This is a genomic window from Streptomyces sp. NPDC048172 (genome assembly GCF_043202595.1).
Lineage (GTDB): Bacteria > Actinomycetota > Actinomycetes > Streptomycetales > Streptomycetaceae > Streptomyces.
The window spans coordinates 1065732-1092095 of sequence record NZ_JBIDAT010000001.1; the positions used below are offsets into that span (position 1 = coordinate 1065732).

A 26364-nucleotide genomic window follows, 5' to 3' on the forward strand; every position below is an offset into this window, starting at 1 on the left:
GAGGGTATTACGTATACGCGGAGGTGCGGTCATGGGTGCGCCCACGGTGGACTGGCAGGCCTGGCAGGACAGTTGGGACCGGCAGCAGGAGTGGTACCTCCCCGACAGGGAGGAGCGCTTCCGGGTGATGCTCGACATGGTCGAGGCGCTGGTGGGCCCCGAGCCAAGGGTGCTGGATCTCGCCTGCGGTACGGGCAGTATCTCGGACCGCGTCCTGCGTCGGCTGCCGAAGGCGCGGACCGTCGGCGTCGACCGTGACCCCGCGCTGCTCGCGCTGGCGCGCGGGCACTTCGCGGGGGACGCGCGGGCGGAGTTCGTCAGCGCGGACCTGAGCGATCCGGCGTGGAGCGACGCGCTTCCGCTTCCGGGCGGCCCGTTCGACGCGGTCCTCACCGCGACCGCGCTGCACTGGATGCTCACCGAGCCGCTGCGCGGTCTCTACGGGCAGGTCGCGGGCCTCGTGCGCGAGGGCGGCGTCTTCATGAACGCGGACCACATGCCGGACGAGTCGGCCCCGCGCGTCCATGCCGCCGTGCGGGCCTTCGAGAGGGCCCGTCAGGAACGGGTGCGGCGGGAGGGCGAGCTGGACTGGGGCTCGTGGTGGACCGCGCTCGCGGGGGAGCCGGCGCTGCGGGACGTGGTCGAGGAGCGGTTCGCCCTCTTCGGCAACCCTGCCGTCGTGGCCAACGACCACAACGACGAGGAGTTCCAGCCGCCCTCTTGGCATGCCGCCACCATGCGCGAGGTCGGCTTCGCCGAGTCCACGACGGTCTGGTGCTCCCCCACAGACGGCCTGGTCCTGGGCCTCCGCTGACCCCAAACTCCCTGACACGCGACTCCGCCGCGGGGCGCGACCGGTTCAAGACTTCTGGGCTTGCCCGTGAAGGGGCGCGGGGAACTGCGCGCCCAGCCCCGACGCGGGCGCGCCCCGCGAAGCACAGCCCGGGGCAACCCGAACCCGGCTCATTTACCGGAGCACCCGGCGTGGGGGGCTGCGCTTGCCAACCCTGCGCCTTGCGCAGACTTCCCAAGCGCAGAGGGGCGGAGGGAGAAGCGCAGACTTCCCAAGCACATTGGGGTGGCAGGGAGAAGCAAAGGCCTGCTCCGGCAGGGGGCGGGGCACCCCGGGTGCGGGCTTGCACTCGGGGTGCCCCGGAGGGGACTAGCGGCGGGCGACGCCCTCGGTGCGGGCCGCCTTGGCGACGGCGGCGGTGACCGCCGGGGCCACCCTCTCGTCGAAGGGCGAGGGGATGACCCGGTCCGCGGAGAGCTCGTCCGCGACGACCGCGGCCAACGCGTTGGCCGCGGCGAGCTTCATGCCCTCCGTGATGTCCGTCGCACGCACCTGGAGCGCGCCCGCGAAGACGCCGGGGAACGCGAGGACGTTGTTGATCTGGTTCGGGTAGTCGCTGCGCCCCGTGGCGACCACGGACGCGTACTTGCGGGCGACGTCCGGGTGGATCTCCGGGTTCGGGTTGGCCATCGCGAAGATGAAGGCGCCCTCGGCCATCTGGGAGACGGCCTCCTCCGGCACCGTACCGCCGCTGACGCCGATGAAGACGTCGGCGCCGGCCAGGGCGGATTCGAGGGAGCCCGAGCGCCCGGCCGTGTTCGTGAAGGACGCCAGTTCCCGCTTGACGTCCGTCAGGTCCTCGCGGTCGGCCGACACGATGCCCTTGCGGTCGCAGACCGCGACGTCGCCGATGCCCGCCTCGACGAGGATGCGCGCGATGGCGACGCCCGCGGCGCCCGCGCCCGAGATCACGGCGCGCAGCGAGCTCAGCTCGCGCCCGCTGAGCTTCGCCGCGTTGCGCAGCGCGGCCAGGGTGACGATGGCCGTGCCGTGCTGGTCGTCGTGGAAGACCGGGATGTCCAGCTTCTCCTTGAGCCGGGCCTCGATCTCGAAGCAGCGCGGCGCGGAGATGTCCTCCAGGTTGATGCCGCCGAAGGAGGGCGCGAGACGGGCTACCGTCGCCACCAGCTCGTCGGTGTCGCGTTCGGCCAGCGCGAGCGGCACCGCGTCCACGCCGCCGAACTGCTTGAAGAGGATGGCCTTGCCCTCCATCACGGGGAGGGAGGCCTCCGGGCCGATGTCGCCCAGGCCCAGCACGGCGCTGCCGTCGGTGACGACGGCCACCACCTGGGACTTCCATGTGTAGTCGTCGACCAGCTCGGGCTGCTCGGCGATGGCGCCGCAGACCTTGGCGACGCCGGGTGTGTAGGCGAGGGACAGGTCGTCCGCGTCGCGGACGGGCACGGTCGCCCGCACCTCCATCTTTCCCCCGCGGTGCAGGGCGAAGGCCGGATCGATCACGTCCGCCTCCAGCCCGTCCTTCGGATTGACGATCTCCGCTGCCACTGTGTTGGACCCCTTAGTCGTGTCGGTGAGGGTGACCGTTCCCTGCTGTGAGGAACGGGCGGGCACCGCGTCCGCTTCCCGGGACGCGGATGGCCGCGGCCCGGAGGGAGGTACGGACGCCGGGCGCGCCGCACACGCGCCCTGGTCCCCGGGTGAGGGGTGTAATCGACCTTTCTACCGGACGAGGGGCGCCGGGCACGAGCCACTTCCGGCCCCGGCGGCCCTGACCAGGGCGTCAGCAGGGGGAATGACAGGCAAAGCGGGCGGCAGGGACAACAAGTCCACGGAATGAGACGCGGCAAGCCCTTACGTGCTGTGCGGCGCCCTGTATCCGGATTCCGCGCTCCGTTATCCGATTTTGACATCGCGAGCCCCCTGCATGCGCTTGTCCGGATGGCAAGATGCCCCCCATCCGTTCGAGGTCGCGACATCCGAAGGTGTGTGCCCCGGCCGACCAGGCCATCCCCATCAGGCCATCCCCATCCGCGCAGGAGGACCGCCCATGACCGCAAGCACCACTCGCCGCACCGCCGCAGCCCGTTCCCGGTTCGTGGCGCTGGGCGCCCTCGCGGTCACCGGCGCCCTGCTGCTGACCGGCTGCGGTGACCAGACGGACGGCGCGGGCGGCGGCTCCGGGGGCTCGGGCGGCGGCTCGCTGAAGGCGAAGCTGCCCAAGGAGATCCGCGACGCGGGCGTGATCAAGGTCGGTACGGACGCCGCGTACAAGCCCATGGAGTACAAGGAGGGCGCCGACATCGTCGGCCTCGACCCGGACATCGCCGAGGCGATGGGCAAGAAGCTCGGCGTGCGCTTCGAGTTCACGAACGGGACCTTCGACGGGCTCATCACCTCGATGCAGACCGGCCGCTTCGACATGATCATGTCCTCGATGACGGACACCAAGGACCGTCAGGAGGGCCTGGACGACAAGGGCAAGAAGGCGGGCAAGGGCGTCGACTTCGTCGACTACCTGACCGCGGGCTCCTCGATCCTGGTCAAGAAGGGCAACCCGGAGAAGATCGAGAACGTCGGGCAGATGTGCGGCAAGAAGGTCGCCACCCAGCGCGGCACCACCTCGCACGAGATCCTCAAGACGCAGACCGAGAAGTGCGAGAAGGACGGCAAGAAGAAGGTCACCATCGAGGCGTACGACACCGACGACGAGGCGCGCGTGCGGCTGAAGACCGGCGGCGTCGTCGCCGACGTCTCGGACTTCCCCGTGGCCGCCAACGCGGCCAAGAGCGGCGCCGACTTCGAGGTCGTCGGCGAGCAGATGGAGTCCGCGCCCTACGGCATCGCCGTGAAGAAGGACAACACGAAGCTGCGCGACGCGCTCAAGGCCGCGCTCGTCGCGACGATCAAGGACAAGTCCTACGAGAAGGCGCTCCAGAAGTGGGGCGTCGAGGACGGCGCCATCGACTCCGTGAAGATCAACGGCGGCTCCTGAGCCCGGTAACACCCCCCACGGACCCCGAAACGGACGCTGAGAGGCAAGCCCCGTGACACAACCCACCGACAAGGTGCCCGCCGGCCCCCCTGAGGCCATCAAGGCCATCCCCGTACGGCACTACGGCCGCTATGTCGCCGCCGTGATCGTGCTGGCCCTGCTGGCGCTCTTCGCCAACGCCGTCGCGGGCGCCGACCTGCGCTGGTCGGCCGTCGGCGACTTCTTCTTCGACGACCAGGTCCTCACCGGCGTCAAGAACACGATCGTGGTCAGCGTGCTGTCCATGATCATCGGTCTGGTGCTCGGCATCGTCCTCGCCGTGATGCGGATGTCGAAGAACCCGGTGACCTCGTCCGTCGCCTGGGGCTACATCTGGTTCTTCCGCGGCACGCCGGTCTACGTGCAGCTCCTGCTCTGGTTCAACCTGGCGCTGATCTTCCCGATCCTCAACATCATGCCGATCTACAAGGACGAGATGACCGACGTCATGACACCGTTCATGGCGGCGCTGCTCGGTCTCGGCCTCAACGAGGCGGCGTACATGGCGGAGATCTGCCGCGCGGGCATCCAGTCCGTGGACGAGGGCCAGACCGAGGCCTCGCAGGCGCTCGGCATGACGAATTCGCAGAACATGCGCCGCATCGTGCTGCCGCAGGCGATGCGCGTCATCGTCCCGCCGACGGGGAACGAGTTCATCAACCTGCTGAAGACGTCCTCGCTCTGCGCCGTCGTGATGTACGAGGAGACGCTGCGCAAGGCGCAGAACATCGGCAACAACTCCGGCGCCGTCGTCGAGCTGCTGCTCGTCGCGACGATCTGGTACCTGATCATCACGACGGTCTTCAGCATCGGCCAGTACTACCTGGAGCGGCGCTACGCGCGCGGCTCCCTCCGCCAGCTTCCCGAAACACCGTGGCAGCGGGTCCGGCGGAACGTCCTCACACTCAGCCGCGGCACGGGATCGGGGGCGCAGGGCGCATGACAGCGATGGTGAAGTCGGAGGCCGTCCACAAGCACTTCGGCCCCGTCCAGGTCCTCAAGGGCATCGACCTGGAGGTCCAGTCCGGCGAGGTGTTCTGCATCGTCGGCCCCTCGGGCTCCGGGAAGTCCACGTTCCTGCGGTGCATCAACCACCTGGAGAAGATCAACGCCGGGCGGCTCTACGTCGACGGGACCCTCGTCGGCTACCGCGAGAAGAACGGCAAGCTGTACGAGCTGCGCGACCGCGAGGTCGCCGAGCAGCGCCGCGGCATCGGCATGGTCTTCCAGCGCTTCAACCTCTTCCCGCACATGACGGCGCTGGAGAACGTCATGGAGGCGCCGGTCCAGGTCAAGGGCGTCTCCAAGAAGGAGGCCAGGGAGCGCGCCGCGCAGCTCCTGGAGCGGGTCGGGCTCAGCGACAAGAAGGACAACTACCCCGCGCAGCTCTCCGGCGGCCAGCAGCAGCGCGTGGCCATCGCGCGGGCCCTGGCCATGGACCCCAAGCTGATGCTCTTCGACGAGCCGACCTCCGCGCTCGACCCGGAGCTGGTCGGCGAGGTCCTGGACGTGATGCGGGACCTGGCGCGCGACGGCATGACGATGGTCGTCGTCACCCACGAGATGGGCTTCGCGCGCGAGGTCGGCGACTCCCTCGTCTTCATGGACGACGGCGTCGTCGTGGAGTCCGGCAACCCCCGCGAGGTGCTGGGCAATCCGCAGCACGAGCGGACCAAGTCCTTCCTCTCGAAGGTCCTGTGAGGGAGGGGCCCTACCGCTCCAGGTAGGCCAGGACGGCCAGCACCCTCCGGTTGTCGGAATCGGAGGAGTGCAGGCCGAGCTTGGGGAAGATGTTGCTGATGTGCTTGGCGACGGCCTTCTCCGAGATGACGAGGGTCTCCGCGATGCCCGCGTTCGAGCGGCCCTGGGCGACGTGCTCCAGGACCTCCCGCTCGCGGGCCGTGAGGCTGTTCACCCGCTCGTCGCGGTCCTTGCTGACGAAGAGCTGGGTGACGACCTCGGGGTCCATCACCGTGCCGCCCTCCGCGACCTGACGGATCGTGGACATGAAAGCGCGCCCGTCGGACACCCGGTTCTTGAGGACATAGCCCACCGCGCCCCGGCCGCTGGTGAGCAGCTCCTGCGCGTACAGCGGCTCGACGTACTGCGACAGCAGCAGCACCGGCAGCCCGGGGACCTCGCGGCGAGCGGCCGTAGCGGCTCGCAGGCCGTCGTCGCTGAAGCCGGGCGGGAGCCGGACGTCGACGATCGCGACGTCGGGACGGTGGGTGAGCAGCGCGTCCAAGAGGTCAGGGCCCGTCTCCACGGCGGCCAGGACCTCGTGGCCGTGCGCGCCGAGCAGCCGGATCAGGCCGTCCCTCAGCAGGAAATGGTCTTCGGCGAGGACAACACGCACGGCAGCTCCATCATCACCATGGTCGGACCGCCCGGCGGGCTGTTCACCGCCAGGACTCCGTCGAACGTCGCGAGCCTGCGCTCGATGCCGCGCAGCCCCGTGCCCCGGGAGACGTCCGCGCCCCCGCGCCCGTCGTCGGTGACGCTCACCCGCAGCACGCCCCGAGCGTAGTCGTGGGCGATGTCGATCCAGACCCGGTCGGCGTCCGAGTGCTTCGCCGCGTTCGTCAGCGCCTCGGACACCGCGAAGTAGACCGCCGACTCCACCGGCATGTCAGGGCGTCCCGGCAGATCGAGCGACACCTCCGTCCGCAACGGGCTGACCAGGGCCAGCGCCCGTACGGCGTCCCCCAGCCCCCGGTCCGCGAGCACCGGCGGATGGATGCCCCGCACCAGGTCCCGCAGCTCCTCCAGCGCCTGCGCCGAGGACTTCCGCACCTCCGCGAGCAGCGCCCGCCCGGCCTCGGGGTCCCGCTCCAGCAGCTCGTCCGCGGCGTCCAGCGTCATGCCCATCGCCACCAGCCGGGCCTGCGCCCCGTCGTGCAGGTCCCGCTCGATCCGGCGCAGCTCGCTCATCTGCGTGTCCACCGCGTGGGAGCGGGTGGCGGAGAGGTGCTCGATGCGCTCCGCCATCACCGCGGTCTCGTTCGGGGTGAGCAGCGCCGCCACGAGCCGTCCGTGCACGCGCACCACCGGCCCCGCCACCGCGAGCGCGGCGGGCAGCAGCGCCGCGCCCAGCAGCGCGGCGAGCAGCGAGGAGACCGGCCCCGTGACGGGGATGAACAGGTACCAGAGCCCGTCGAGCCGGTTGGCGAGCACACCGCCGTAGAACGCCATGCCCAGGCCCCACACCCCGCACAGCACCATCGCCAGGGGCAGCGAGACCAGTGCGTTGCCCGCGAGCGGCTCGACCAGCAGCCACAGCCACTCCCTGCGCGCGTACCGCTCCCCGAAGATCGCCTGGAACCGGTCGCGCAGCGGTGCGCCGCGGGGCGGCAGCGGCGTGGTCGGCGACGGCAGCCGCACCCCCGACCACTCGGTGGCGAGTTCGCGCTGGCGCGCGGTCAGCCCGCGCAGACACCTGTGGACGACGGGCAGGAGCAGCAGCGCCGGGCCTGAGCTGCACAACATCGTCAGCAGGGCGTACCAGCTCGCCCTGAGCGACAGGAGCCACAGCGTCAGGCTGCGCCTCAGCTCCCGCAGGCCGCGGGAGAGGAAGCCGCTGAAGAGGTTCATGACGCCATTATCGGCGGGTGACCTGCGCCATGTCGGTGGTAAAAACCCGCCCATCGGCCCTGGTGCGACCTTCCCGGTACGGGGGGCGCGGCGTAGCGTCGGGATCATGTTTGCTGCCTATGCCGCGCGCATCGACAAGGAACAGCCGCTCGACGGGCTGGAGCTGGGGGAGAGGCCGGAGCCCAAGGTGCCGCCCGGGTGGACCACGGTCTCCGTGAAGGCCGCCTCGCTCAACCACCACGACCTGTGGACGCTGCGCGGGGTGGGCATCACCGAGGAGTCGCTGCCCATGATCCTCGGCTGCGACGCGGCGGGCGTCGACGCCGACGGGAACGAGGTGGTGCTGTACTCCGTCATCGGCCAGACCGGGCACGGCGTCGGTCCCCGCGAGCCCCGCTCGATCCTCACCGAGCGCTACCAGGGCACCTTCGCGGAGCGCGTCGCGGTCCCGCAGTGGAACGTGCTGCCCAAGCCGAAGGAGCTCTCCTTCGAGGAGGCCGCCTGCCTGCCCACGGCCTGGCTCACCGCGTACCGCATGCTCTTCACCAACGGGGGCGTCGGACCCGGCGACTCCGTCCTCGTCCAGGGCGCGGGCGGCGGCGTGGCCACCGCGGCGATCGTGCTCGGGGCCGCCGCCGGACTGCGGGTCTTCGCGACCAGCCGCGACGAGGCCAAGCGCAAGCGCGCCGAGGAGCTGGGCGCCGAGCTGGCCGTCGAGAGCGGGGCCCGGCTGCCGCACCGGGTGGACGCCGTGATGGAGACCGTCGGCGCAGCGACCTGGTCGCACTCGGTGAAGTCCCTCAAGCCCGGCGGCACCCTGGTGATCTCCGGCGCCACCAGCGGCCCCAACCCGCCGGCCGCCGAGCTGAACCGCGTCTTCTTCTTGGAGCTGAAGATCGTCGGCTCGACCATGGGCAGCAAGGAGGAGCTGGCCTCGCTGCTGAGCTTCTGCGCCGCGAAGGGCGTACGCCCCGTCATCGACTCCACCCTGCCGCTCTCCGAGGCCCGCGAGGGCTTCGCGAAGATGGCCGGGGGAGACCTCTTCGGCAAGGTCGTCCTGACGGTGTAGCGTCCCCAACCGGTATGCGGCGAAGGCCAGTTGAGGGGAGCGGTGCGGGGATGGGCGCGGGCTCGCGGGACGTACGGGCGGTGCGGGCGGTACGGGATGCGGACGTGCCGGGGGCGCGGGAGCTGCTGCACGCGGCGTTCCGCACCGACCCCGTCAGCCGGTGGATCTTCCCCGGCGAGGAGCACTGCGAGACCTGGCACCCGCTGCTGTTCAGCGCCTTCCTGGAGGGCGCGCGCCGCTACGGCACCGCCGAGATGACGGCGGACGGGACGGCCGTCGCCCTCTGGTTCGACACCCGGAACGAACCCCCGGGGCTGGAGGAGACCGGCGAGCTGCTCGGCGGCGTGGACCCCGCCAACCCCCGGGTCCACGGCATCGGCGAGACCACCGGAGGGATCCACCCGCACGAGCCGCACGCCTACCTCCAGGCGCTCGCCGTCCGCCCCGGCCTGCAGAGCCGGGGCATCGGCGGCGCCCTCCTCCGCCTCACCCTCGACCGCTGCGACAAGGAGGAGCTGCCCGCCTACCTGGAGGCCAGCTCCGCGCGCAGCCGCGCCTTCTACGAGCGGCACGGCTTCGCCCTCCGCGGCGCACCCCTCCGCCTGCCGGACGGGGGCCCGCCGATGTGGCCGATGTGGCGGGAGCCGGGCGCCGGGGGCGCTACGGGCGTATGACGTCCGCATGAAGGCCCTTGGCGGGCCGTGCGCCGCGTGGAACGATCGGTGCCGCACCGGCAGAGCGCCCGTACCACCCCGTACCGCCCGCCCCGTGCCCCCTGACGAGATGCGGAGTTCCGCATGACCTCGACCGCGCACGACCACGGCCACCACCCCGGCGCCGGCACTCTCTACCGCACCCCGGCGGACGCCGTCGCCGCGCCGCCGGAGAAGCTCGCCTACGTCGTCGGCTTCGACCGCGAGGCCCGGCTCCCCGACGCGCTGTTCACCCTCGACACGGACCCCGCCTCCCCCTCGTACGGCCGCGTGCTGAGCGTGGCGGAGACGCCGGGGACGGGGGACGAGCTGCACCACTTCGGCTGGAACGCCTGCTCCAGCGCGCTCGCCCACGAGGGCCACCACCATGCCGAGCGGCGCTATCTGCTCGCCCCCGGGCTGCGCTCCTCGCGGCTGCACGTCTTCGACACGCACCCCGACCCGGCCAGGCCGCGCCTGGTCAGGACCGTCGAGCCCGACGAACTCGCCGACCGTGCGGGCTACTCGCGCCCGCACACCCTGCACTGCGGCCCCGACGGGGTCTTCCTCTCCTGCCTGGGCGGCGCGCACGGCGCCGACGGGCCGGGCGGCGTGGCGCTGCTCGACCACGGGACGTTCGAGGTGCTGCGGGCCTGGGAGACCGAGCGGGGACCGCAGCGGCTGGCGTACGACGTGTGGTGGCACCTGCGCCACAACACCGCCGTGACCAGCGAGTGGGGCACCCCCTCGATGATCGAGGACGGCGTCGACCCCGAGCTGCTGCTGGGCCGGAAGTACGGGCACGCGCTGCACTTCTGGGAGCTGGACACCGGCCGCCATCTGCGCCGCGTCGACCTGGGGGACGAGCACCAGATGGTGCTGGAGCTGCGCCCCGCGCACGACCCGGAGGCGGAGTGGGGCTTCGCGGGGGTCGTCGTGAGCGTCGAGGACCTGTCCGCCTCGGTCTGGCTGTGGCACCGGGAGGCGGAAACGGGGGAGTTCACCGCGCGCAAGGTGATCACGATCCCCGCCGAGCCCGCCAAGGAGGATGAACTGCCCCCGGCGCTGCGCCCGTTCGGCGCCGTGCCGCCGCTGGTCACCGACATCAACCTCTCGGTCGACGACCGCTGGCTCTACGTCTCGGCCTGGGGCACCGGCGAGCTCTTCCAGTACGACGTCTCCGACCCGTTCCGCCCCCGGCTCACCGCCTCCGTCCGGCTCGGCGGCGTCGTCGGCCGCGTCCCGCACCCCACGGCGCCCGGCGTGCCGCTCACCGGGGGCCCGCAGATGGTCGAGCTGAGCCGCGACGGCCGCCGCGTCTACCTCACGAACTCCCTCTACGGCTCGTGGGACGACCAGTTCTACCCGGACGGCGTCGAACCCTGGCTGGCCAAGCTCGACGCGGACCCCGAGCGCGGCGGACTGACGCTCGACGCGCGCTTCTTCCCGCACGGCGAGGAGTTCCGCGGCCGCCGCGTCCACCAGACCCATCTGCAGGGCGGCGACGCGTCCTCCGACTCGTACTGCTACCGCTGAGGGCGCCCCTGAGGCGCGTGCGCCTTCACGTACGCGTCGAAGGGCGGGATGCCCACCTCAGCGCGGCGCGCGTCCATCCCCGCGGGGTCGGCGACCGGCCACGGGACGGGGGCTCCCTCGTCGGTGATGCCGCCGATCTGCGTGCCGTAGGTCTGCTCGCGGCCCTCGTTGACGGCGAGACGGTCGCGGAGGAACGCCAGGTGGCGGGGGCCGTCGGGGCCCGCGCCGCCCGCCTCGACGGCGGCCTCCAGCAGGCCCAGCGCCAGGCGCTGGACGTCGATCTGGTGGTCGGCGTGCTGGGCCAGGACCCAGGCGGCCTCGGACGCCGCCGGGTCCGAGGGCCAGCCGTGGGCCTCCAGGATCTCCCGGAGCCGGTCGCCGTGGAGCGTGGTGAGGCGCCGCCAGGCCAGCCGCTCGGCGATGTCCTCGTGGTGGGCCTTGGACTCCGACGCCTGATCCAGGTCGAACATGGCGCGGAGCTCGGTCGTGATGTCCGTCGGGGTCTGCTGCATGCGCTTCACCGTAGGACGCCGATCCGGCGTGAAGATCGTCCTGAGTGAGGGTGACGCGGGGCCCGTTCGCCGTGCAGAATGAACTTACCCCCTCCGGAGTTTCCGCCGTACGGCGCGCTGCGCGACCGGGCCGAGGGACTCCAGCGCGGCGGCCATTCCGACGAGCTGTTCGAGCGCGGCGAAGGCCCGCTCCGCGCCCTCCCCGTCGACGCCCTCGTAGAGTTCGAGGCCGATGAACGCGGCCGACACGGCGCAGGCGAGGCCGCGCGGGTCGGTGAACTCCGCCAGCGGCGTCCCCGCGAGGAGCCGCCGCAGCACCGTCTCGATCTCGTCCGTCCACAGCGCCAGCCCGGCCGCCGTCGCGGGCGCCAGCCGGGGGTGCGTCTGGGCGCCCGCCATGAGCTGGCCCAGCACGGCGACGTTCCCGCCCGCGCGCTCGGCGGTGTGCAGCGCGCGGGCGAGGGTGAGGAGTTCGGCGAGCGAGCGCACCTCGGCCAGGCGCTCGCGGTACTCGGCGAGGCGCTGTGCCGCGCCGTGGCGGCAGGCGGCGGCCAGCAGCTCGTCGACGCTGCCGAAGTGGTAGAAGACCAGCGCCTGGTTGACCCCCGCGGTGGCGGCGACCGCGCGCGCCGAGGTCTTGGCGATGCCCTGCTCCGTGAGCGTCCGCAGCGCGCCCTCCAGCAGCTTGGTCCGGGTCTCCTCGGAGGTGCCGCCGGTCTTCGCGCCGGTCGTCCTCGGGCTCACGCGCGCGCCTCCTCGCGTACGGGCCGCAGGCCCGCGCGCACGCCGCGCTCGCGCACGTCGGCGTACTCGGCGGTGAACGAGCCCTCGTACCCGAACAGCGGCCCGAAGTGCCGGTTGGCGACGGTCACGCTGATCCGGAAGCGGCCCGCCATGTCGTCGTACGACTCGCGTACGCGCGCGTCCGCGCCGACCAGATGGGGCACCCGCGCGTCGATCCGGCCCTCGCGGAAGCGGTGCTCGCCGGAGCGGATCACCAGGGCGCCGTGCGCGTCCACGGAGAACTCCAGGTCCGTGGCGAGGTGCTGGTGCGTGCCGAGGTAGTCGACGACGCGGTCCCGCTCCTCGCTGTAGACCATCGTCGCGTCGAAGCGCCGCGCGCCGCGCGGGAAGGCGAAGGTGCGCACGAAGGTGACGGTCTCGCGGCCGTACGAGTCGAGGTACGGGACGTTCTCGATGGTGAAGGGGATGTCGCGCCCGGCGCTCGGCACCAGGATGTGGCGGCTGGCGCCGACCGCGAGGAACGGCCGTACCCAGCCGCCCCGGTGCCAGACGCGGTCCATCACGCCGCGCCCCACGCAGGACTCGCCGCTGTCGAGCCCGACGGCGAAGCGCCGCCGCAGCTGCGGGTGCAGCCGGTCGAAGTCGGCGCCGAGGGCGCGCTGGAAGATCGAGGTCACGGACGCTCCAGTCGGTCGAGGAGGGCGGGCGGGGCGGGAGTGGCGGGGGCGACGGGGGCGACGGGGGCGGCGGGGCTGGTGCGGGACGTGCGTCGCGTACGGGCGGGCGTCGGCGCGCGGCGCAGGCAGCGGCGGGCCGCCGGGGTGCCGGGCAGCGGCGGCAGCAGCACGGCCGCGACGGCCACGAGCGCGGCGGCGGCCACGGACGGCGCGGACGGTGAGGCGTACGCCCCGTACGCGGCGCCCGCCACGGCCAGCAGCCGCGCCCCGGCCTCCGACAGCGCCCGTACGAGCGCGCGTTCGGGCGAGATGCCCCGCTCGCACCACAGGCGCAGCCGGTCGAAGGACCAGGCGGTGGCCCAGCCCATCAGCGGGCGCAGCGCGTACCGGTCGGCCAGCGCGCCCGCGCGGCCCCAGCGCGGCACGTAGTCGTACCCGGTGAGGAAGCGGACGGTGCCGTCATCCTGCGGTACGTAACGCCAGTAACCGCTGCCCTCTTTGAGAGGGGAGAGCGGATGCGGGGAGGCGAAGCGGAGCGCCGAGGTCCGGGTGCCGTCCGGGCGGTGCCGCTCGCCCGCGGAGACGCCGGTGCCGGAGACCATGAGGCCGGGGAGCACCCGGACGCCGTAGGTGAAGCGGCGCGGACTGCCGTCCTCGCCGTCGCCGTCGAGATAGGCGATGTGCGTGAACCGCAGGTCCCAGCGCTGGTGCCGCTCCGGGTCCTGGGTGCGCCGCCACAGCTCGTCGAGGCCGGTGCGGACACGGGCCTCCACGTACAGCCCCCTTGGTTTCCTCGGTCCCTTCGGCATGCGGCTTCCCCCTCGCCTCTGGTGTTTGAGCAGTCGCTCAAACCTCAGGGTAGGCGTGTTTGAGCGATTGCTCAAACCTTGGCCGTCCTTGGTCGCCGTACCTTCCGGCACCGTTCCCTCCGGGGCATACTGCGGCGCATGTCTGGAACCCTCACGATCCGCGAGGGCGCCCCGGTGACGACATTCGTGAACGTGTTCACCGTGCGCCCCGAACGGCAACGGGAACTCCTGGAGACGCTGGCCGACTTCACCGAGAAGGTCGTCCGGCACTGCCCCGGGTTCATCGGGGCGAGCTTCCACGGGAGCGACGACGGCACCCGGGTGGTGAACTACGCGCAGTGGGAGTCGGCCGAGGACCTCCGCGCGATGCTCGACAGCGACGAGGCCCGCCCGTACCTGCGCCGGACGACGGGGCTCGCCGAGCACGTCGACCCGCACACCTTCACCGTCAGCACGGTGCACCCGCGCTGACGCTCACCGCCCGCGCTCACCGCCCACGTTCACCACCCACGCGGGCCCCAGAGGTGCGGGCCGAGCGGTCCGTCGGGGCGGTGGACGGCGTCCCAGGGCACGAGGTTCCAGGGGCTGGCGCGGTTCGCGGGGTCGAGGAGGCGCCTGAGATGCGCGTCCGAGACGGCCTGCGGGGCCGGGAAGTCCTCGTCCTCCGCGCCGCGCCGGGCGCGCAGCATGTCCGTCCACAGCAGGCGGCCCCGCAGATAGTCGTCGGCGAACGCCGTCCACGAGCCGTACCTGCCGCTGACCGGCACCACGGTCGCGCGCAGGAAGTGCCAGGCCGTGGGCTCGTCCATGAGCCCGGACGCGAAGGCCTTGCGGACCACGTCGGCGTAGAGCGCGACGTCCCAGGCGAGCGGCTGGGCCTCCGGGTCGCTCGCCCGCACCCGGTACCCCGACTCCATCAGGTCCTGGAGCCGGTCGGTCACCTCGGCGAGCGTGGTGAGCTCCCACTGCTCGGCCAGCCAGCTCCGGGCCCGCTCGTCGTCCCGCGCCGTGAACGGGTAGAGGGTGGTCCGCGACGACTCGTCGCCCCGGTTCACGGGGGCGCAGAGCGAGACCATCCAGAGCTGGTGCGCCGACAGGGCGATGCCGGGGGCGTGTCCCGTGTGCTTACGTCTCCACATGGGGCCGCACCCTACGCAGCCGCCCGCGGCGCCCTCCCGGCCCCCTCACGCCCGGACCCGGGCCGCCAGTGCCGTCAGGAGGCGGGCCGCCTCCTCCACCGTCGAGCCGACCACCTCGGCCACCGACGGCAGGTCCTCGATCACCCCCGCCACCTGGCCCGCCGCCATCACGCCCGCGTCCGTACGGCCGTCCACCATCGCCGCCTTGAGCAGCATCGGGGTGTTCGCGGCGAGCAGGGTCTGGCTCAGGGTGAGGTCCTTGCCGTGCCGCATCGCCCGCCCCTCGCGGAGCATCGCGCGCCACGACAGCCCCGACAGCCGCCGGAACGCCGCCGCGTGCCGCACCGCCCGTACGAGCGCGGCCGTACGGCCTCCGGACTCCAGCGCCTCGACCATCTCGCTGCGCAGCATCCGGTGCGGGAGGCCGTCCACCTTCGTGGTGACCGTGACGTCCGTGACCTCGGCCGCCAGATAGCGGGCCTTGACCGCGTCGGGCACCGTCGACTCCCGGGTCAGCAGGAAGCGGGTGCCCATGGCCGCGCCCGCCGCGCCGTAGACGAGCGCGGCGGCCAGGCCCCGGCCGTCGTGGAAGCCGCCCGCGCCGATCACGGGGATGCCGACGGCGTCCACGACCTGGGGGAGCAGCACGCCGGTGGCGACCTGCCCGGTGTGCCCGCCGCCCTCGCCGCCCTGGACGAGCACCGCGTCGGCGCCCCACTCCTCGACCTTGCGCGCGTGCCGGACCGCGCCGACGGACGGGACGACGACGGTCCCCGCGTCCTTGAGCCGGGCGATCAGCGCGCGGGTGGGCGCGAGTGCGAACGAGGCGACGCGCACGCCCTCCTCGATCAGCAGCTCCGCGCGCGCGTCGGCGTCCTCCGCGTCGGCGCGCAGGTTCACGCCGAACGGCGCGTCGGTCCGCGCCTTCACCTCCCGTACGGCGTCCCTCAGTTGAGGGAGCGTCATGGTGGCCGAGGCGAGGATGCCGAGCGCGCCCGCGCGGGCCGTCGCGGAGACCAGCCGCGGCCCCGCGACCCACCCCATGCCCGTCTGCACGAGGGGATGCCGCACCCCGGTCAGCTCCGTGAGCGGCGTGGGCAGCACGGGCACCCCCTGGCCCGGCTCCGTCACGAGGGCACCTCGCGCTCGCGGGCCCCCTCCGGGTCCAGCACCTCGCGGATCAGCCGGAGTTCGTCCGGCGTGGGCGCGCGGGTCTCCGGCACCTCGGCGGGCACCTCCAGCGCGAAGCCCGTACGCTCCTGGACCTCCTCCGCCGTCACCCCCGGGTGCAGGCTCGCGAGCCGCATCCGGTGGTCCGGCGTCGCGAAGTCCAGCACGGCCAGGTCGGTCACCACGCGGCGCAGCCCGTGGAAGCGGGTCGCTGAGGGGCCCGCCTCCGCCGCGCGGTCGTAGCCGACGCCGCTGACCATGTCGACGCGCTCGACGAAGACGCGCGGCGAGTGCCGGGGCACCCAGTACGAGACGGGGTTGTTCAGCGTGTTCACGGGCGCCCCGCGCGCGCCGAGGAGCTGGCGCCTGGGGCGCGCCCAGTCGCCGACGCAGGAGATGTTCTGGTTGCCGTGCCGGTCGAGCTGGCTCGCGCCCATCATCACGTGCCGCTTGCCGCCCGTGGCCATGGTGAGCTGCTTGGCGTACGGCGCCCAGCCCTCGACGCGCCCCTCCTCGTCCACGAGCGTGGCCTCCCCGTCGGAGAGCACCAGGTCGGGGCTGAACGTACGGCGCGCGAGGCGCGCGCCGAGGCGCGGTACCGTCCCGATGGGCGCCGCCAGGATCTCGCCGTCGCCGCGCCACGCCTCGGCGCACGCGACGACGCAGTACTCGGCCCGGGTGATCACCGCTCGCCCTCCCGTTCCGCGCCGAACGCCTCGACGGCGCGCTGGTAGTCGTCCTCGCCGCCGCCGAGGAACCGCTCCTCGAAGGCCCGCCAGGCGTCCAGGTCCCCGGCCGCCTTCGCGTACGCGCGCTGGAACGCCTCGTCCCGCGCGTAGTCCGGCGCGCAGCTCGTGAAGTGCGCCCCGCGCGGCGCCCGTACGACGCCGGTGACGTGCTGGCGCTGGATCACCAGCGACTGCGGCGGGCCCTCGAAAGTGTCCACGATCTCCTCGCAGGAGACGTACGTACGGTCGGCGGCCTCGGAGAAGAGGTCGTCGAAGTACGGGTCGGGGCCGAGGAGCTGCGCGTTGCCCCGGCGGTCGGCGCGGTTGAGATGGAGCAGCGCCACGTCCATCCGCAGCGCGGGCGCGGCGAGCAGCTCCTCGCCGTCCTCGTACGGCGATCTGACCGTGCGCAGCCGGGGGTTGAGCCGGTGCACGTCGGAGCCGAGGCCCGCGCGGACGGGCAGGAAAGGGAGCCGGTTCGCGGCGGCGGTCAGCCCCCACAGGAACATGGCCTCGTCCCACTCCTCGAAGGCGAAGGCCCCCGTCTCCCGGCCCGCCCTGAAGTGCGGCTCCAGCGGCACGGAGTCGAGCGTCACGAACGGCGCGACGAGCTTCCGCAGCCGCCCGGCCGCCGCCAGCAGCCCCACGTCGGGGCCGCCGGGGCTGACGAGGGTGAGGTCCTTGACGTCGGTGCGCAGCAGCGCCCGTACGAGCGCCATCGGCTTGCGGCGCGCGCCCCAGCCGCCGATGCCGACGGTCATCCCGGACTCGATCCCGGCCACCGCCTCGTCAGCGGTGAGTGTCTTGTCGGTCATCGGTCGTCCTTCCCGAAATGCGCCCGGTGGCGGGCGGAGACGCCGGAGAGGTTGGCCTCGAAGGTGAAGCCCTGCTCGTAGCGGTAGCTGCGGCGGACGTCGACGGGGTCGATCCCGTTGAGCGCCTCCTTGGCCAGGCGCAGCAGATAGCCGTCCTTGGCGGCGATCTCCTCCGCCAGCTCCAGCGCGGTGTCCAGGAGCCGGCCGGCGTCGGGCGCGAGCGCCCACACCGCGCCGTGCCGCTCCAGCTCGCGCGCGGTGAGCGTGCGCCCGGTGTAGTAGAGCGCGCGCGTCAGGTGGGGCGGTACGAGGCGCGCGAGGTGGGTCGCGGCGCCGAGCGCGCCCCGGTCCAGCTCGGGCAGGCCGAAGGTGGCGTCCTCGGTGGCGACGAGCGCGTCCGCGTTGCCGACGAGGCCGATGCCGCCGCCGAGGCAGTGGCCGTGCACGGCGGCGATCACCGGGACCTCGCACTCGTAGACGGCCGCGAACGCCTCGTAGCAGCCGCGGTTGGCGCCGATCAGGGCCTCGTGCCCGGTGTCGGCGCGCATCTCCTTGATGTCGACGCCCGCGTTGAAGCCGCGGCCCGCCGCGGTGAGGACGACGACGCGGTGGTCGGGGTCGCGCCCGGCGGCGCGCACCGCGTCGGCGAGCGCGAACCAGCCCTTCACCGGCAGGGCGTTGACGGGCGGATGGTCGACGGTGACGACGGCGACGCCGTCGCGGGGCCGGGAGGTGGAGACAGACATGGCGGTATCAGCTACCTTTCCACCTAACGTTTGTTTGGTGGAAAGGTAAGCCATGGCGGTCGTACTTGTCACCGGCGGAACGCGCGGCGTGGGGGCGGGAATTGCCCGCGTCTTCCTGCGCGAGGGCGCGGACGTGGTCGTGTGTGGCAGACACGCGCCGGAGCGTGGAATCACGGACGGCGCACGTGAGGCGCGGTACGAGCCCCTGGACGTACGGGACGCGCGGGCGGGTGAGGAGCTGTGCGCCCGGCTCGCCCGCGAGCACGGCTCGCTCGACGTGCTGGTGAACAACGCGGGCGGCACCCCCCGGCGGGACGTCGCCGAGGGGGAGGCCGCGCAGCACGCCCGGGTGCTCGAACTCAACCTGCTCGCCCCGCTGTTCATGGCCCGTGCCGCGCACCGCGTGATGCGCGGCCAGCCGGACGGCGGCTCGGTCCTGATGATCGGCAGCGTCAGCGGCACCCGCCCCTCGCCGGGCACCGCGGCGTACGGCGCGGCCAAGGCGGGCCTCGCCTCCCTCGCGGGCTCACTGGCCGCCGAGTGGGCGCCCGACGGCGTACGGGTCAACACTCTCGTGCTCGGGATGGTCGGGACGGAGCGCCTCCGGGAACACTTCGGGGAGGGGAAGGACCGGCACACGGCCCCGGGCACGGACTCGGGCACGGAATTGTCGGCGCTCGCCCGCACGATCCCCGCGGGGCGGCTCGCGGAGCCGGAGGAGGTCGGCGAGGCGTGCCTCTTCCTGGCCTCGCCGCGCGCCCGGTACGTCACGGGCGCGTCGCTCGCGGTGCACGGCGGCGGCGAGCGGCTGGCCCTGCACGAAGCGACGGCCCGCACGCCGGAGGCGCCCTGAACGGAACGGCAACGACCTACAAGGAGAGCGCGATGAACCACCCTCTTGCGAACCCTCTCGCGAAGGACCGTGTCGTCGTCGTCACCGGAGCGGGGCGCGGACTCGGGCGGGCACACGCCCTCGCGTTCGCCCGCGCGGGCGCGCGGGTGCTCGTCAACGACCTGGGCGTGGCCCTGGACGGCGCGGACGGCGGCGAGACCCCGGCGGCCCAGGTGGCGGGCGAGATACGGGCCGCGGGCGGCGAGGCGGCCGTCTCCACGGACGACATCGCCGACACGACGGGCGCCGCCAACCTCGTCCACACCGCCCTCGAACGCTGGGGCCGCCTCGACACCCTCGTCAACAACGCGGGCTTCCTGCGCGACCGTATGCTCGTCAACCTCGACGAGGACGACTGGGACGCCGTCGTCCGCGTCCATCTGCGGGGCCACTTCCTGCCCATGCGGCAGGCCGCGGCGCACTGGCGCGCGGAGACCAAGTCGGGGCGCAGGCCCGAGGCCGCGCGCATCGTGAACACCTCCTCGGGTGCGGGGCTGCTGGGCGCGGTCGGGCAGGGCAACTACACGGCGGCCAAGGCGGGGATCGCGGCGCTCACGCTCGTCGCCGCCGAGGAATTCGCGCGGTACGGGGTGCAGGTCAACGCCATCGCGCCCGCCGCGCGTACGCGGATGACGGAGGGGACCTTCGCGGAGTCGATGGCGGCGCCCGCCGAGGACGACGCGTTCGACGCCATGGCCCCCGAGAACGTCTCGCCTCTCGTCGTCTACCTCGGCTCGCCCGCCTCGCACGGCATCACGGGACGCGTCTTCGAGGCCGAGGGCGGGCGCATCACCGTCATGGACGGCTGGCGCCGCGCCGCCACCACCGACAAGGCCGCGCGCTGGGACCCGGCCGAGCTGGACGCCCCGCTGCGCGCGCTGCTGTCCAAGTCCCCCGACCCCGAGCCCGTCTACGGCGCCCAGCCGCCGGAGTGAGTCCCGGGGCCTCCTCAGGGACTCAGGACTCAGAGCGCGATCAGGCCCGCGTCCGTCGGCGTGAAGCCGCACGCGCCGAGGTAGAAGTCGCGCAGGTGCGGGTCGAAGTCGACGTGCAGCCACTCGCAGCCCGCCTCCCGCGCGCCCCGCACCGCCGCCGCCACCAGCTCGGCGCCGACCCCCTCGCGGCGCGCGGCACCGGCGACCACGGTGTCCAGCACGAAGGCGTGCACGCCGCCGTCCCAGGCCACGTTGACGAAGCCCACGAGCGCGCCCCCATCCCGTCGCGCGCAGACCCAGCCCAGGCTGTGACGGCGCACCTGCGCCCACCAGTCGATGCCGAGCGGGGGATGCCCGAAGCCCTCGGCGTGCAGCGCGTTCACGTCCGCGTTGTCGAAGTCCTCGCGCCAGGTGCAGATCACGGTCGCCATGCGTACGGAACCTACGGCCACGGCGCCGTCCGGGTCAGGTGAGTTTCCGGGTCGCGTCCGTCTGCCGTCGCGCCGCCTCCGTCGTGAACTGCGCGATGGTGTCGAGCTGGTCGTCGGTGTAGTGCTCGCACAGCTCCCGCAGTGAGCCGACCAGGTCGTCGAAGAGATGCGCCGTGCGGGCCGCGAACGCTTCGTCGAACTCCAGCACCACCTTCCGCCCGTCCTGCGGGTGCGGCACCTTGCGCAGCGCGTCCTTGCTCTCCAGCCGTCCGATGAGCGCGGTCACGGAGGCCGGTTTCAGGCTCAGGTGCCGGGCGAGCTCGCCCGCCGTCATCGGGCCGAGGCGCTGGACCAGGTCCAGGGCCTTGGTGTCGGTGGCGCTCAGCCCCTGACCGGCGGCGAGCGCGGAGTGGAAGAGCACCGCGGCGGTGGAGAGCTTGCGGCCCGCGAGCAGGACCTCGTTCACGCGTTCCTCACGACTTGTCACGGCGACATCCTAGCCCTACTATTTAGTTAGATCAAGCTAAATAACTGTCCGTTGCAACAACGCCGCGAAGGGACACGCATCGTGAAGGCACTCATCATCGGCGGCGGCATCGCCGGACCCGCCGCCGCCATGGCCCTGCAGCGGGCGGGCATCGAGGCGACGGTCCACGAAGCCCGCCCCACCGGTGCCGACGGCGTCGGCGTCTTCCTCACCCTGGGCTCCAACGGCATCGACGCCCTGCGCGCGATAGAGGCCGACCAGCCGGCCGTCGCCGCGGGCTTCCCGACCCCTCGCATCGACCTGTTCTCCACCACCGGCAAGGCCCTGGGGCAGATCCGCACCAGCGGCCCGGACGGCGGCTTCACCAGCCGCACCCTCAAGCGCGCCGACCTCTGCCGCGCACTGCACGACGAGGCGCGGCGCCGTGGCGTGCGGATCGAGCAGGGCGCGCGCCTGGTCGACGCGGAGGACACCGGCGACGGCGTCCGTGCCGTCTTCGCCGACGGCGGCGAGGCCCACGGCGACCTGCTGATCGGCTGCGACGGCCTGCACTCGACGGTCCGCACGCTCATCGACCCCGCCGCCCCGGCCCCCGCGTACGCCGGTCTCGTCGGGCTCGGCGGCTACACCCGCGGGGTGCCCGTGGACGCCGAACCGGGCTGCTACCGGATGGTGTTCGGCAAGCGCGCCTTCCTGGGCTACGCGCTCGCCCCCGACGGCCAGGTGTGGTGGTTCGCCAATGTGCCGCGCCCCGACGAGCCCGCCCGCGGCGAGGCCGAGGCCACCGGCGCCGAGGAGTGGCGCCGCCGCCTCGTGGAGCTCTTCGCCGACGACGCCGGTCCCGCCGCCGAACTGGTCCGCGCGAGCCGGGAGATCATGCCCGCCGGCCCGATCCACGCCATGCCGGGCGTGCCCACCTGGCACCGCGGCCGGATGATCATCATCGGCGACGCCGCCCACGCCCCCTCGCCCTCCTCCGGCCAGGGCGCCTCGCTCTCCGTCGAGGACGCCGTGGAGCTGGCCAGGGCGTTGCGCGATCTCCCCACCGTCGAGCGGGCCTTCGCCGCGTACGAGACGCTGCGCCGCCCGCGCGTCGAGCGGATCGCGAAGCAGGCCGCCCGGGTCAACAGCAACAAGGCCGCCGGGCCCGTCGCCCGCGTCTTCCGCGACCTGCTGATGCCGCTGCTCCTGCCGCGCATGGCGAACGGCAAGCGGATTCAGGAGACGTACGGCCACCACATCGACTGGAACACCCCTCACACCCCTCCAGGGGCAGCATCCGGCCGGGCACCGGGATACTTCCGGGTATGAGTTCCCACGCGTCCGGGACCGCGCCCGGAGCCCCCGATCTGCTGCCCGTGCGCGAGCGCGCCGAGTGCCGTCGGCTGGGCGGCTGGCTGCGCGCCGCCGTCACCGACTTCGGCGGTCCGGTGGCCGGTTCGCTCGTGCCGCCCGGGTACGAGGCGTACGTACGGCTGCCGCACTCCGTGCTGCTCGACGAGGACCGCGAGCTGACCTGGGGCGCGGTCGCCGCGTGGACGGGCCGGACGCTGCACGCCACCGCGCAGTGGGAGCGGCTCTCGCGCCCCGCGCCCGGACATGTGCCCGAGGGGCCCGCGCCCTGGGACGAGGACGACGAGCCGTGCGGGGGCCAGCTCGCCGACGGCCAGCTCGACGCGCTCGTCCCGGTGCTCGCCGCGCACACCGGGACGCCGGACGCCTGCGTCTTCACGGTGTGGGACGGCTTCGGCTTCCTCGGGGACGCGCGGGAGAACAGCTCGTCGTGCGTCGTCTCCGTGATCGGCGACGGGACGGAGACCGAGGAGGAGCTCCGCGCCGCCAGGGCCGCCGCGATGCCCCCGCCCGGCCTGGACGTCTCCAAGGCGCCGCGCCTGGAGCTCCCGCACCGCGACCACGTCCTGTTCACGGGCCCCGTCGGCGCCGTACGGCAGGTGGGCGTCGGCCTGGGACGCCCGTACGCGAACGAGTTCCGCGAGGGCCCTCACCTGTGGTGGCCCACCGACCGCGCGTGGGTCGTCGCGACGGACATCGACCTGGACTCCACCTACATGGCCTGCTCGGCGGCCCTGGCCGAGGCCCTGCTGTCGGGCGCGGGCCCCGAGGCCGTCGCCGTCTCCCCGGACGACCGCTTCGACGAGGCGTCGGACACGGTCAACGTCTGAGCCGGTGGAGGGGACGGTTCAAGCGCGGGGTTGAGGGTTACGGGCGGGCCCGTGGCCGCCTTCCCGCGCGGACGTGACGACGGGTCTCCGGGGTCGCTTCAACGGAACCCTTGAACGTATGGGAAATGACAGCGAATTCGTCCCCGTCGTCGATCTGTCGGCGGGTAACGGCGAAAGGGGCCGGATCTCCGTCGCGCGGGAGATCGGGCGCGCGTGCGAGAGTTCCGGGTTCTTCACCGTCGTCGGGCACGGCGTTCCGGAGGAGTTGACGGGACGCGTGTACGCGGCCACGCCCCGGAGCACCGGGCACGATGCGGCGGCAAGGACGCGCCCTGGACGCGGGCGAACGCCTGGCCGGAGGAGCCCGCGGACTTCCGCGCCGCCGCTGCCCGGGCAGCGGCGCATGGGCCCCCACACCGACTGGGGGAGCCTCACGACGACGTTCCCCATGTGCCCGGCGGATTCGTCATCAACATCGGCGACCTGATGGCGTTCTGGACGAACGGGCACTGGGTCTCCACCGTGCACCGGGTCCGTAATCCGGCGGAGGGGACGGTGAATTCCCGGCTCGCGGCGAAGATGAACGCCACGTACTCATGACGCTTCCACGAGCCTCAGGCCAGCCGCTCCACGATCGTGACGTTCGCCTGGCCGCCGCCCTCGCACATCGTCTGGAGGCCGAACCGGCCGCCCGTGCGCTCCAGTTCATGGAGGAGCGTGGTCATCAGGCGGGCCCCCGTCGCGCCCAGGGGGTGGCCGAGGGCGATGGCGCCGCCGTTGACGTTGACCCTGTCGGGGTCGGTGCCGGTGTCGTGGAGCCAGGCGAGGACGACGGGCGCGAATGCCTCGTTGATCTCGACGAGGTCGATGTCGTCCATGGACAGGCCGGTCTTCTTCAGCGCGTACGCGGTCGCCGGGATCGGGGCCGAGAGCATCCGGATGGGGTCCTCGCCGCGCGCCGAGAGGTGGTGGATCCGGGCGCGCGGCGTGAGGCCGTGGACGCGGACGGCCTCCGGTGAGGCCAGCAGCAGCGCCGAGGCCGCGTCCGATATCTGGGAGGAGGCGGCGGCCGTGATCCGGCCGCCCTCGACGACGGGCGCGAGCCCCGCCATCTTCTCCAGGCTCGTGTCGCGGCGCGGCCCCTCGTCGGCGGCGACGTCCCCGGACGGCGTGACGTACGGCGCGATCTCGCGGGCGAAGCGGCCCTCGTCCTGGGCGCGGACGGCGCGCTGGTGGGAGCCGAGCGCCCAGCGCTCCATCTCCTCGCGCTCGATGCCCCACTGCCGGGCGATCGTCTCGGCGCCGTGGAACTGGTCGACGGGAGCGTCCCCGTAGCGGGCGCGCCAGCCCTCCGAGCCCTGGTACGGGCCCTCGGTGAGGCCGAGCGGCGCGGCGGCCTGGCGGCTGGCGAAGGCGATGGGGATCTGCGACATGTTCTGGACGCCGCCCGCGACCACCAGGTCGCTGGTGCCGGACATGACGGCCTGCGCGGCGAAGTGCAGGGCCTGCTGCGAGGAGCCGCACTGCCGGTCGACGGTGACGCCGGGCACGGACTCGGGGAGCCCTGCGGCGAGCCAGCTGGTGCGCGCGATGTCCCCGGCCTGCGGGCCGACCGCGTCCAGGCAGCCGAAGACGACGTCCTCGACGGCCTCCGGGTCCACGCCCGTACGCTCCATCAGCGCGCGCAGCGCGTGGGCGCCGAGGTCGGCCGGGTGGACCGTGGAGAGCGCGCCGCCGCGCCTGCCGACGGGGGAGCGGACCGCCCCGATCACGTACGCCTCACCGTTCGCCGTCATCGTGCCCACGCTCCTCCGAGTCGACTGCGTCTACGCCGTCTGCGTCTACGTCTGCGTCGCGATGCCGTCCAGCACCATCGAGGTGTACTGCTCGGCGACCTGCGCCGCGCTCTTCCTGCCGTCCGGCCGGAACCAGACGGCCGCCACCCACACCGTGTCCCGGACGAACCGGTAGGCGAGGGGCACGTCCAGACCGGCCCGGAAGCTGCCGTCGGCGACGCCGCGCTCCAGGGTCGCGGTCCACAGCTCGCGGAACTTCCGCTGGGACTCCGTCAGATAGCCGAAGCGCGGCAGGGAGGCCAGGCCGCGGGCCTCCTTCTGGTAGATGACGACCGCGGGGCGGTGCCGCTCCATCTGCGCGAACGACTCGGCGACCAGCCCCTCGAACGTCGCGCGCGGCGCCAGCCCGGCCGCCTCGATCCGCTCGTACCCGGCCCACAGGTCGTGGAGGAAGCCGCTCAGGATCTCGTCCGCCATCGACTCCTTGGAGTCGAAGTGGTAGTAGAGGCTTCCGGCGAGCATGCCCGCGCGGTCGGCGATCGTACGGACCGTCGTCGCGCTGTAGCCCTGCTCGGCGAAGACCTCGGCGGCGGTCGCGAGCAGCTCCGCCCTGCGGCCCGTCGGCGGGGCGGTCTTCTTCGGCGTCACCGTGGATCCCGTCGATCCCGTCGATCCCGTCGATCCCGTGGTTCCCGTGCTTCCCATGCGCCCATTCTCGGCCAGTCCCACGTGGCTACGGATGCTGGCTGCTGACGGAGACGGTCTCGCCCGTCATGTACGACGAGTAGCCGCTGGCCAGGAACACGATCACGTTCGCCACCTCCCAGGGCTCGGCGTGCCGCCCGTACGCCTCGCGCGTGGTCAGCTCCTCCAGCAGCTCGGGCGTGGTGACCTTCGCCAGGTGCGGGTGGAGGGCGAGGCTCGGCGCGACCGCGTTGACCCGGATGCCGTGCTCCGCCGCCTCCAGCGCGGCGCAGCGGGTGAGGGCCATGACGCCCGCCTTCGCCGCCGCGTAGTGCGCCTGGCCGCGCTGGGCGCGCCAGCCGACGACCGAGGCGTTGTTGACGATCACGCCGCCGCCGGGCTGGTCCCGCATCGCGCGCAGCGCGGCGCGCGTACAGCGGAACGTGCCGTTCAGCGTGACGTCGAGGACGCGCGACCACTGCTCGTCGGTCATCTCCGCGAGCTCCGCCGTGCCGCCCAGTCCCGCGTTGTTGACCAGCACGTCGAGCCGGCCGTGCCGCTCGGCGCAGCGCGCGAGGAGGGCCCGCACCTCGTCCTCCCGCGTCACGTCGCAGGGCAGCGCCGAGACGCGCTTCTCGCCGAACTCCTCCGCGAGGGCGCGGGAGCTCTCCGCGAGCCGCCGCTCGTGCGCGTCCCCGAGGACGACGGCCTCGGCGCCCTCCTCCAGGAGGCGGCGCGCGGTGGCGCCGCCGATGCCGCTGCCCGCCGCCGCCGTGACGACCGCGGTCCTGCCGGTCAGGAGGCCGTGTCCCGGCACATAGGGGGGAGGGGCGGGTGTGTCTCGCGTCTTCGGAGCCTTCCGAGCCATCCGAGCACCTCTCGA

At 73.1% G+C, this 26364-nt stretch carries 31 protein-coding genes; 14 read left to right on the top strand and 17 right to left on the bottom strand.

Annotated elements, in window-relative coordinates:
- Positions 1-31: 31 nt before the first annotated feature.
- Complete coding sequence (locus ACGF3A_RS04860) at positions 32-814, top strand: class I SAM-dependent methyltransferase (protein ID WP_393725782.1); 783 nt, start codon at positions 32-34, stop codon at positions 812-814.
- A 348-nt stretch (positions 815-1162) separates the two neighbouring features.
- On the opposite strand, the gene ACGF3A_RS04865 is transcribed toward ACGF3A_RS04860, so the two are convergent.
- Positions 1163-2359 (bottom strand): NADP-dependent malic enzyme, encoded by a 1197-nt coding sequence (locus tag ACGF3A_RS04865; protein WP_393725784.1) that lies wholly within the window; start codon positions 2357-2359, stop codon positions 1163-1165.
- Between the two features lie 502 nt (positions 2360-2861).
- Here ACGF3A_RS04865 and ACGF3A_RS04870 point away from each other — a divergent pair.
- Genes ACGF3A_RS04870 through ACGF3A_RS04880 form a run of 3 tightly spaced genes read left to right on the top strand, consistent with a single transcriptional unit; the run spans position 2862 to position 5546 of the window.
- Positions 2862-3806, top strand: a complete 945-nt coding sequence (locus ACGF3A_RS04870; RefSeq protein WP_393725786.1) for an ABC transporter substrate-binding protein — start codon at positions 2862-2864, stop codon at positions 3804-3806.
- 52 nt (positions 3807-3858) lie between these two features.
- Complete coding sequence (locus tag ACGF3A_RS04875) at positions 3859-4788, top strand: amino acid ABC transporter permease (RefSeq protein ID WP_393725788.1); 930 nt, start codon at positions 3859-3861, stop codon at positions 4786-4788.
- Positions 4785-5546 carry an amino acid ABC transporter ATP-binding protein gene (locus tag ACGF3A_RS04880; protein ID WP_393725790.1) on the top strand — a complete coding sequence of 254 codons (762 nt, stop codon included), beginning with the start codon at positions 4785-4787 and terminating at the stop codon, positions 5544-5546. The genes ACGF3A_RS04875 and ACGF3A_RS04880 overlap by 4 nt, the downstream gene beginning before the upstream one ends.
- Positions 5547-5556: 10 nt before the next feature.
- On the opposite strand, the gene ACGF3A_RS04885 is transcribed toward ACGF3A_RS04880, so the two are convergent.
- Entirely contained in the window at positions 5557-6201 is a 645-nt protein-coding gene (locus ACGF3A_RS04885) for a LuxR C-terminal-related transcriptional regulator (protein WP_393725792.1), read from the bottom strand.
- Positions 6165-7436: a histidine kinase gene (locus ACGF3A_RS04890; protein WP_393725794.1), complete on the bottom strand. Its 1272-nt coding sequence runs from the start codon at positions 7434-7436 to the stop codon at positions 6165-6167. Before ACGF3A_RS04890 ends, ACGF3A_RS04885 begins: the two co-directional genes overlap by 37 nt.
- A 106-nt stretch (positions 7437-7542) precedes the next feature.
- On the opposite strand from ACGF3A_RS04890, the gene ACGF3A_RS04895 reads away from it, so the two are divergent.
- The 3 genes from ACGF3A_RS04895 (at position 7543) to ACGF3A_RS04905 (ending at position 10733) form a co-directional block, all read left to right on the top strand.
- On the top strand, positions 7543-8505 hold the full coding sequence (locus ACGF3A_RS04895) for a zinc-binding dehydrogenase (RefSeq protein ID WP_393725796.1): 963 nt from the start codon (positions 7543-7545) through the stop codon (positions 8503-8505).
- Positions 8506-8555: 50 nt separating this feature from the next.
- Positions 8556-9179, top strand: a complete 624-nt coding sequence (locus ACGF3A_RS04900) for a GNAT family N-acetyltransferase (protein WP_393725798.1) — start codon at positions 8556-8558, stop codon at positions 9177-9179.
- A gap of 123 nt (positions 9180-9302) precedes the next feature.
- On the top strand, positions 9303-10733 hold the full coding sequence (locus ACGF3A_RS04905) for a selenium-binding protein SBP56-related protein (RefSeq protein ID WP_393725800.1): 1431 nt from the start codon (positions 9303-9305) through the stop codon (positions 10731-10733).
- Here the strand turns inward: ACGF3A_RS04905 and ACGF3A_RS04910 are convergent.
- From ACGF3A_RS04910 to ACGF3A_RS04925, 4 genes are all read right to left on the bottom strand, one after another.
- Positions 10724-11245 (bottom strand): DUF6624 domain-containing protein, encoded by a 522-nt coding sequence (locus ACGF3A_RS04910; protein ID WP_393725802.1) that lies wholly within the window; start codon positions 11243-11245, stop codon positions 10724-10726. The two genes, ACGF3A_RS04905 and ACGF3A_RS04910, sit on opposite strands and share 10 nt — an antisense overlap.
- Before the next feature lie 84 nt (positions 11246-11329).
- A complete protein-coding gene (locus tag ACGF3A_RS04915) occupies positions 11330-11989 on the bottom strand; it encodes a TetR/AcrR family transcriptional regulator (RefSeq protein WP_393725804.1) in 660 nt (219 codons plus the stop codon).
- Positions 11986-12666: a DUF4166 domain-containing protein gene (locus ACGF3A_RS04920; RefSeq protein WP_393725806.1), complete on the bottom strand. Its 681-nt coding sequence runs from the start codon at positions 12664-12666 to the stop codon at positions 11986-11988. The genes ACGF3A_RS04915 and ACGF3A_RS04920 overlap by 4 nt, the downstream gene beginning before the upstream one ends.
- Entirely contained in the window at positions 12663-13475 is an 813-nt protein-coding gene (locus ACGF3A_RS04925) for a hypothetical protein (RefSeq protein WP_393725808.1), read from the bottom strand. Before ACGF3A_RS04925 ends, ACGF3A_RS04920 begins: the two co-directional genes overlap by 4 nt.
- A gap of 138 nt (positions 13476-13613) precedes the next feature.
- Between ACGF3A_RS04925 and ACGF3A_RS04930 the strand changes: the two genes are divergently transcribed.
- Positions 13614-13946: an antibiotic biosynthesis monooxygenase family protein gene (locus tag ACGF3A_RS04930; protein ID WP_393725810.1), complete on the top strand. Its 333-nt coding sequence runs from the start codon at positions 13614-13616 to the stop codon at positions 13944-13946.
- Between the two features lie 29 nt (positions 13947-13975).
- Here ACGF3A_RS04930 and ACGF3A_RS04935 read toward each other — a convergent pair whose 3' ends face one another.
- The 5 genes from ACGF3A_RS04935 to ACGF3A_RS04955 are packed head-to-tail and all read right to left on the bottom strand — an operon-like array spanning position 13976 to position 18073.
- Complete coding sequence (locus ACGF3A_RS04935) at positions 13976-14614, bottom strand: DUF1266 domain-containing protein (RefSeq protein WP_393725812.1); 639 nt, start codon at positions 14612-14614, stop codon at positions 13976-13978.
- A 45-nt stretch (positions 14615-14659) separates the two neighbouring features.
- Positions 14660-15715 carry an NAD(P)H-dependent flavin oxidoreductase gene (locus ACGF3A_RS04940; RefSeq protein ID WP_393727153.1) on the bottom strand — a complete coding sequence of 352 codons (1056 nt, stop codon included), beginning with the start codon at positions 15713-15715 and terminating at the stop codon, positions 14660-14662.
- A gap of 26 nt (positions 15716-15741) precedes the next feature.
- Complete coding sequence (locus tag ACGF3A_RS04945) at positions 15742-16470, bottom strand: CoA-transferase subunit beta (protein ID WP_393725814.1); 729 nt, start codon at positions 16468-16470, stop codon at positions 15742-15744.
- Complete coding sequence (locus ACGF3A_RS04950; protein WP_393725816.1) at positions 16467-17327, bottom strand: CoA transferase subunit A; 861 nt, start codon at positions 17325-17327, stop codon at positions 16467-16469. The genes ACGF3A_RS04945 and ACGF3A_RS04950 overlap by 4 nt, the downstream gene beginning before the upstream one ends.
- Positions 17324-18073, bottom strand: a complete 750-nt coding sequence (locus ACGF3A_RS04955) for an enoyl-CoA hydratase family protein (protein WP_393725818.1) — start codon at positions 18071-18073, stop codon at positions 17324-17326. The genes ACGF3A_RS04950 and ACGF3A_RS04955 overlap by 4 nt, the downstream gene beginning before the upstream one ends.
- A gap of 52 nt (positions 18074-18125) precedes the next feature.
- Between ACGF3A_RS04955 and ACGF3A_RS04960 the strand changes: the two genes are divergently transcribed.
- Together ACGF3A_RS04960 and ACGF3A_RS04965 are read left to right on the top strand one after the other, a co-directional pair.
- Positions 18126-18926, top strand: coding sequence for an SDR family oxidoreductase (locus tag ACGF3A_RS04960; RefSeq protein WP_393725820.1), 801 nt, complete (start codon positions 18126-18128; stop codon positions 18924-18926).
- A gap of 32 nt (positions 18927-18958) precedes the next feature.
- Complete coding sequence (locus ACGF3A_RS04965) at positions 18959-19900, top strand: SDR family oxidoreductase (RefSeq protein ID WP_393725822.1); 942 nt, start codon at positions 18959-18961, stop codon at positions 19898-19900.
- 29 nt (positions 19901-19929) lie between these two features.
- Here the strand turns inward: ACGF3A_RS04965 and ACGF3A_RS04970 are convergent, their stop codons facing one another.
- Positions 19930-20331 carry a GNAT family N-acetyltransferase gene (locus ACGF3A_RS04970; protein ID WP_393725824.1) on the bottom strand — a complete coding sequence of 134 codons (402 nt, stop codon included), beginning with the start codon at positions 20329-20331 and terminating at the stop codon, positions 19930-19932.
- Positions 20332-20365: 34 nt separating this feature from the next.
- Positions 20366-20818 carry a MarR family winged helix-turn-helix transcriptional regulator gene (locus ACGF3A_RS04975; RefSeq protein WP_393725826.1) on the bottom strand — a complete coding sequence of 151 codons (453 nt, stop codon included), beginning with the start codon at positions 20816-20818 and terminating at the stop codon, positions 20366-20368.
- Positions 20819-20899: 81 nt separating this feature from the next.
- Here ACGF3A_RS04975 and ACGF3A_RS04980 point away from each other — a divergent pair, with 81 nt between their 5' ends.
- From ACGF3A_RS04980 to ACGF3A_RS04995, 4 genes are all read left to right on the top strand, one after another.
- A complete protein-coding gene (locus ACGF3A_RS04980; RefSeq protein WP_393725828.1) occupies positions 20900-22129 on the top strand; it encodes an FAD-dependent oxidoreductase in 1230 nt (409 codons plus the stop codon).
- Positions 22126-23001 (top strand): hypothetical protein, encoded by an 876-nt coding sequence (locus tag ACGF3A_RS04985; protein ID WP_393725830.1) that lies wholly within the window; start codon positions 22126-22128, stop codon positions 22999-23001. Before ACGF3A_RS04980 ends, ACGF3A_RS04985 begins: the two co-directional genes overlap by 4 nt.
- Before the next feature lie 118 nt (positions 23002-23119).
- Entirely contained in the window at positions 23120-23488 is a 369-nt protein-coding gene (locus tag ACGF3A_RS04990) for a 2-oxoglutarate and iron-dependent oxygenase domain-containing protein (RefSeq protein WP_393725832.1), read from the top strand.
- Positions 23452-23601: a 2OG-Fe(II) oxygenase family protein gene (locus tag ACGF3A_RS04995; RefSeq protein ID WP_393725834.1), complete on the top strand. Its 150-nt coding sequence runs from the start codon at positions 23452-23454 to the stop codon at positions 23599-23601. Before ACGF3A_RS04990 ends, ACGF3A_RS04995 begins: the two co-directional genes overlap by 37 nt.
- 14 nt (positions 23602-23615) lie before the next feature.
- On the opposite strand, the gene ACGF3A_RS05000 is transcribed toward ACGF3A_RS04995, so the two are convergent.
- Genes ACGF3A_RS05000 through ACGF3A_RS05010 form a run of 3 tightly spaced genes read right to left on the bottom strand, consistent with a single transcriptional unit; the run spans position 23616 to position 26349 of the window.
- Positions 23616-24797, bottom strand: a complete 1182-nt coding sequence (locus ACGF3A_RS05000) for an acetyl-CoA C-acetyltransferase (protein WP_393725838.1) — start codon at positions 24795-24797, stop codon at positions 23616-23618.
- A gap of 45 nt (positions 24798-24842) precedes the next feature.
- Positions 24843-25502, bottom strand: a complete 660-nt coding sequence (locus ACGF3A_RS05005) for a TetR/AcrR family transcriptional regulator (protein ID WP_393725840.1) — start codon at positions 25500-25502, stop codon at positions 24843-24845.
- A 28-nt stretch (positions 25503-25530) separates the two neighbouring features.
- A complete protein-coding gene (locus ACGF3A_RS05010; RefSeq protein WP_393725842.1) occupies positions 25531-26349 on the bottom strand; it encodes an SDR family oxidoreductase in 819 nt (272 codons plus the stop codon).
- Between the last annotated feature and the right edge of the window lie 15 nt (positions 26350-26364).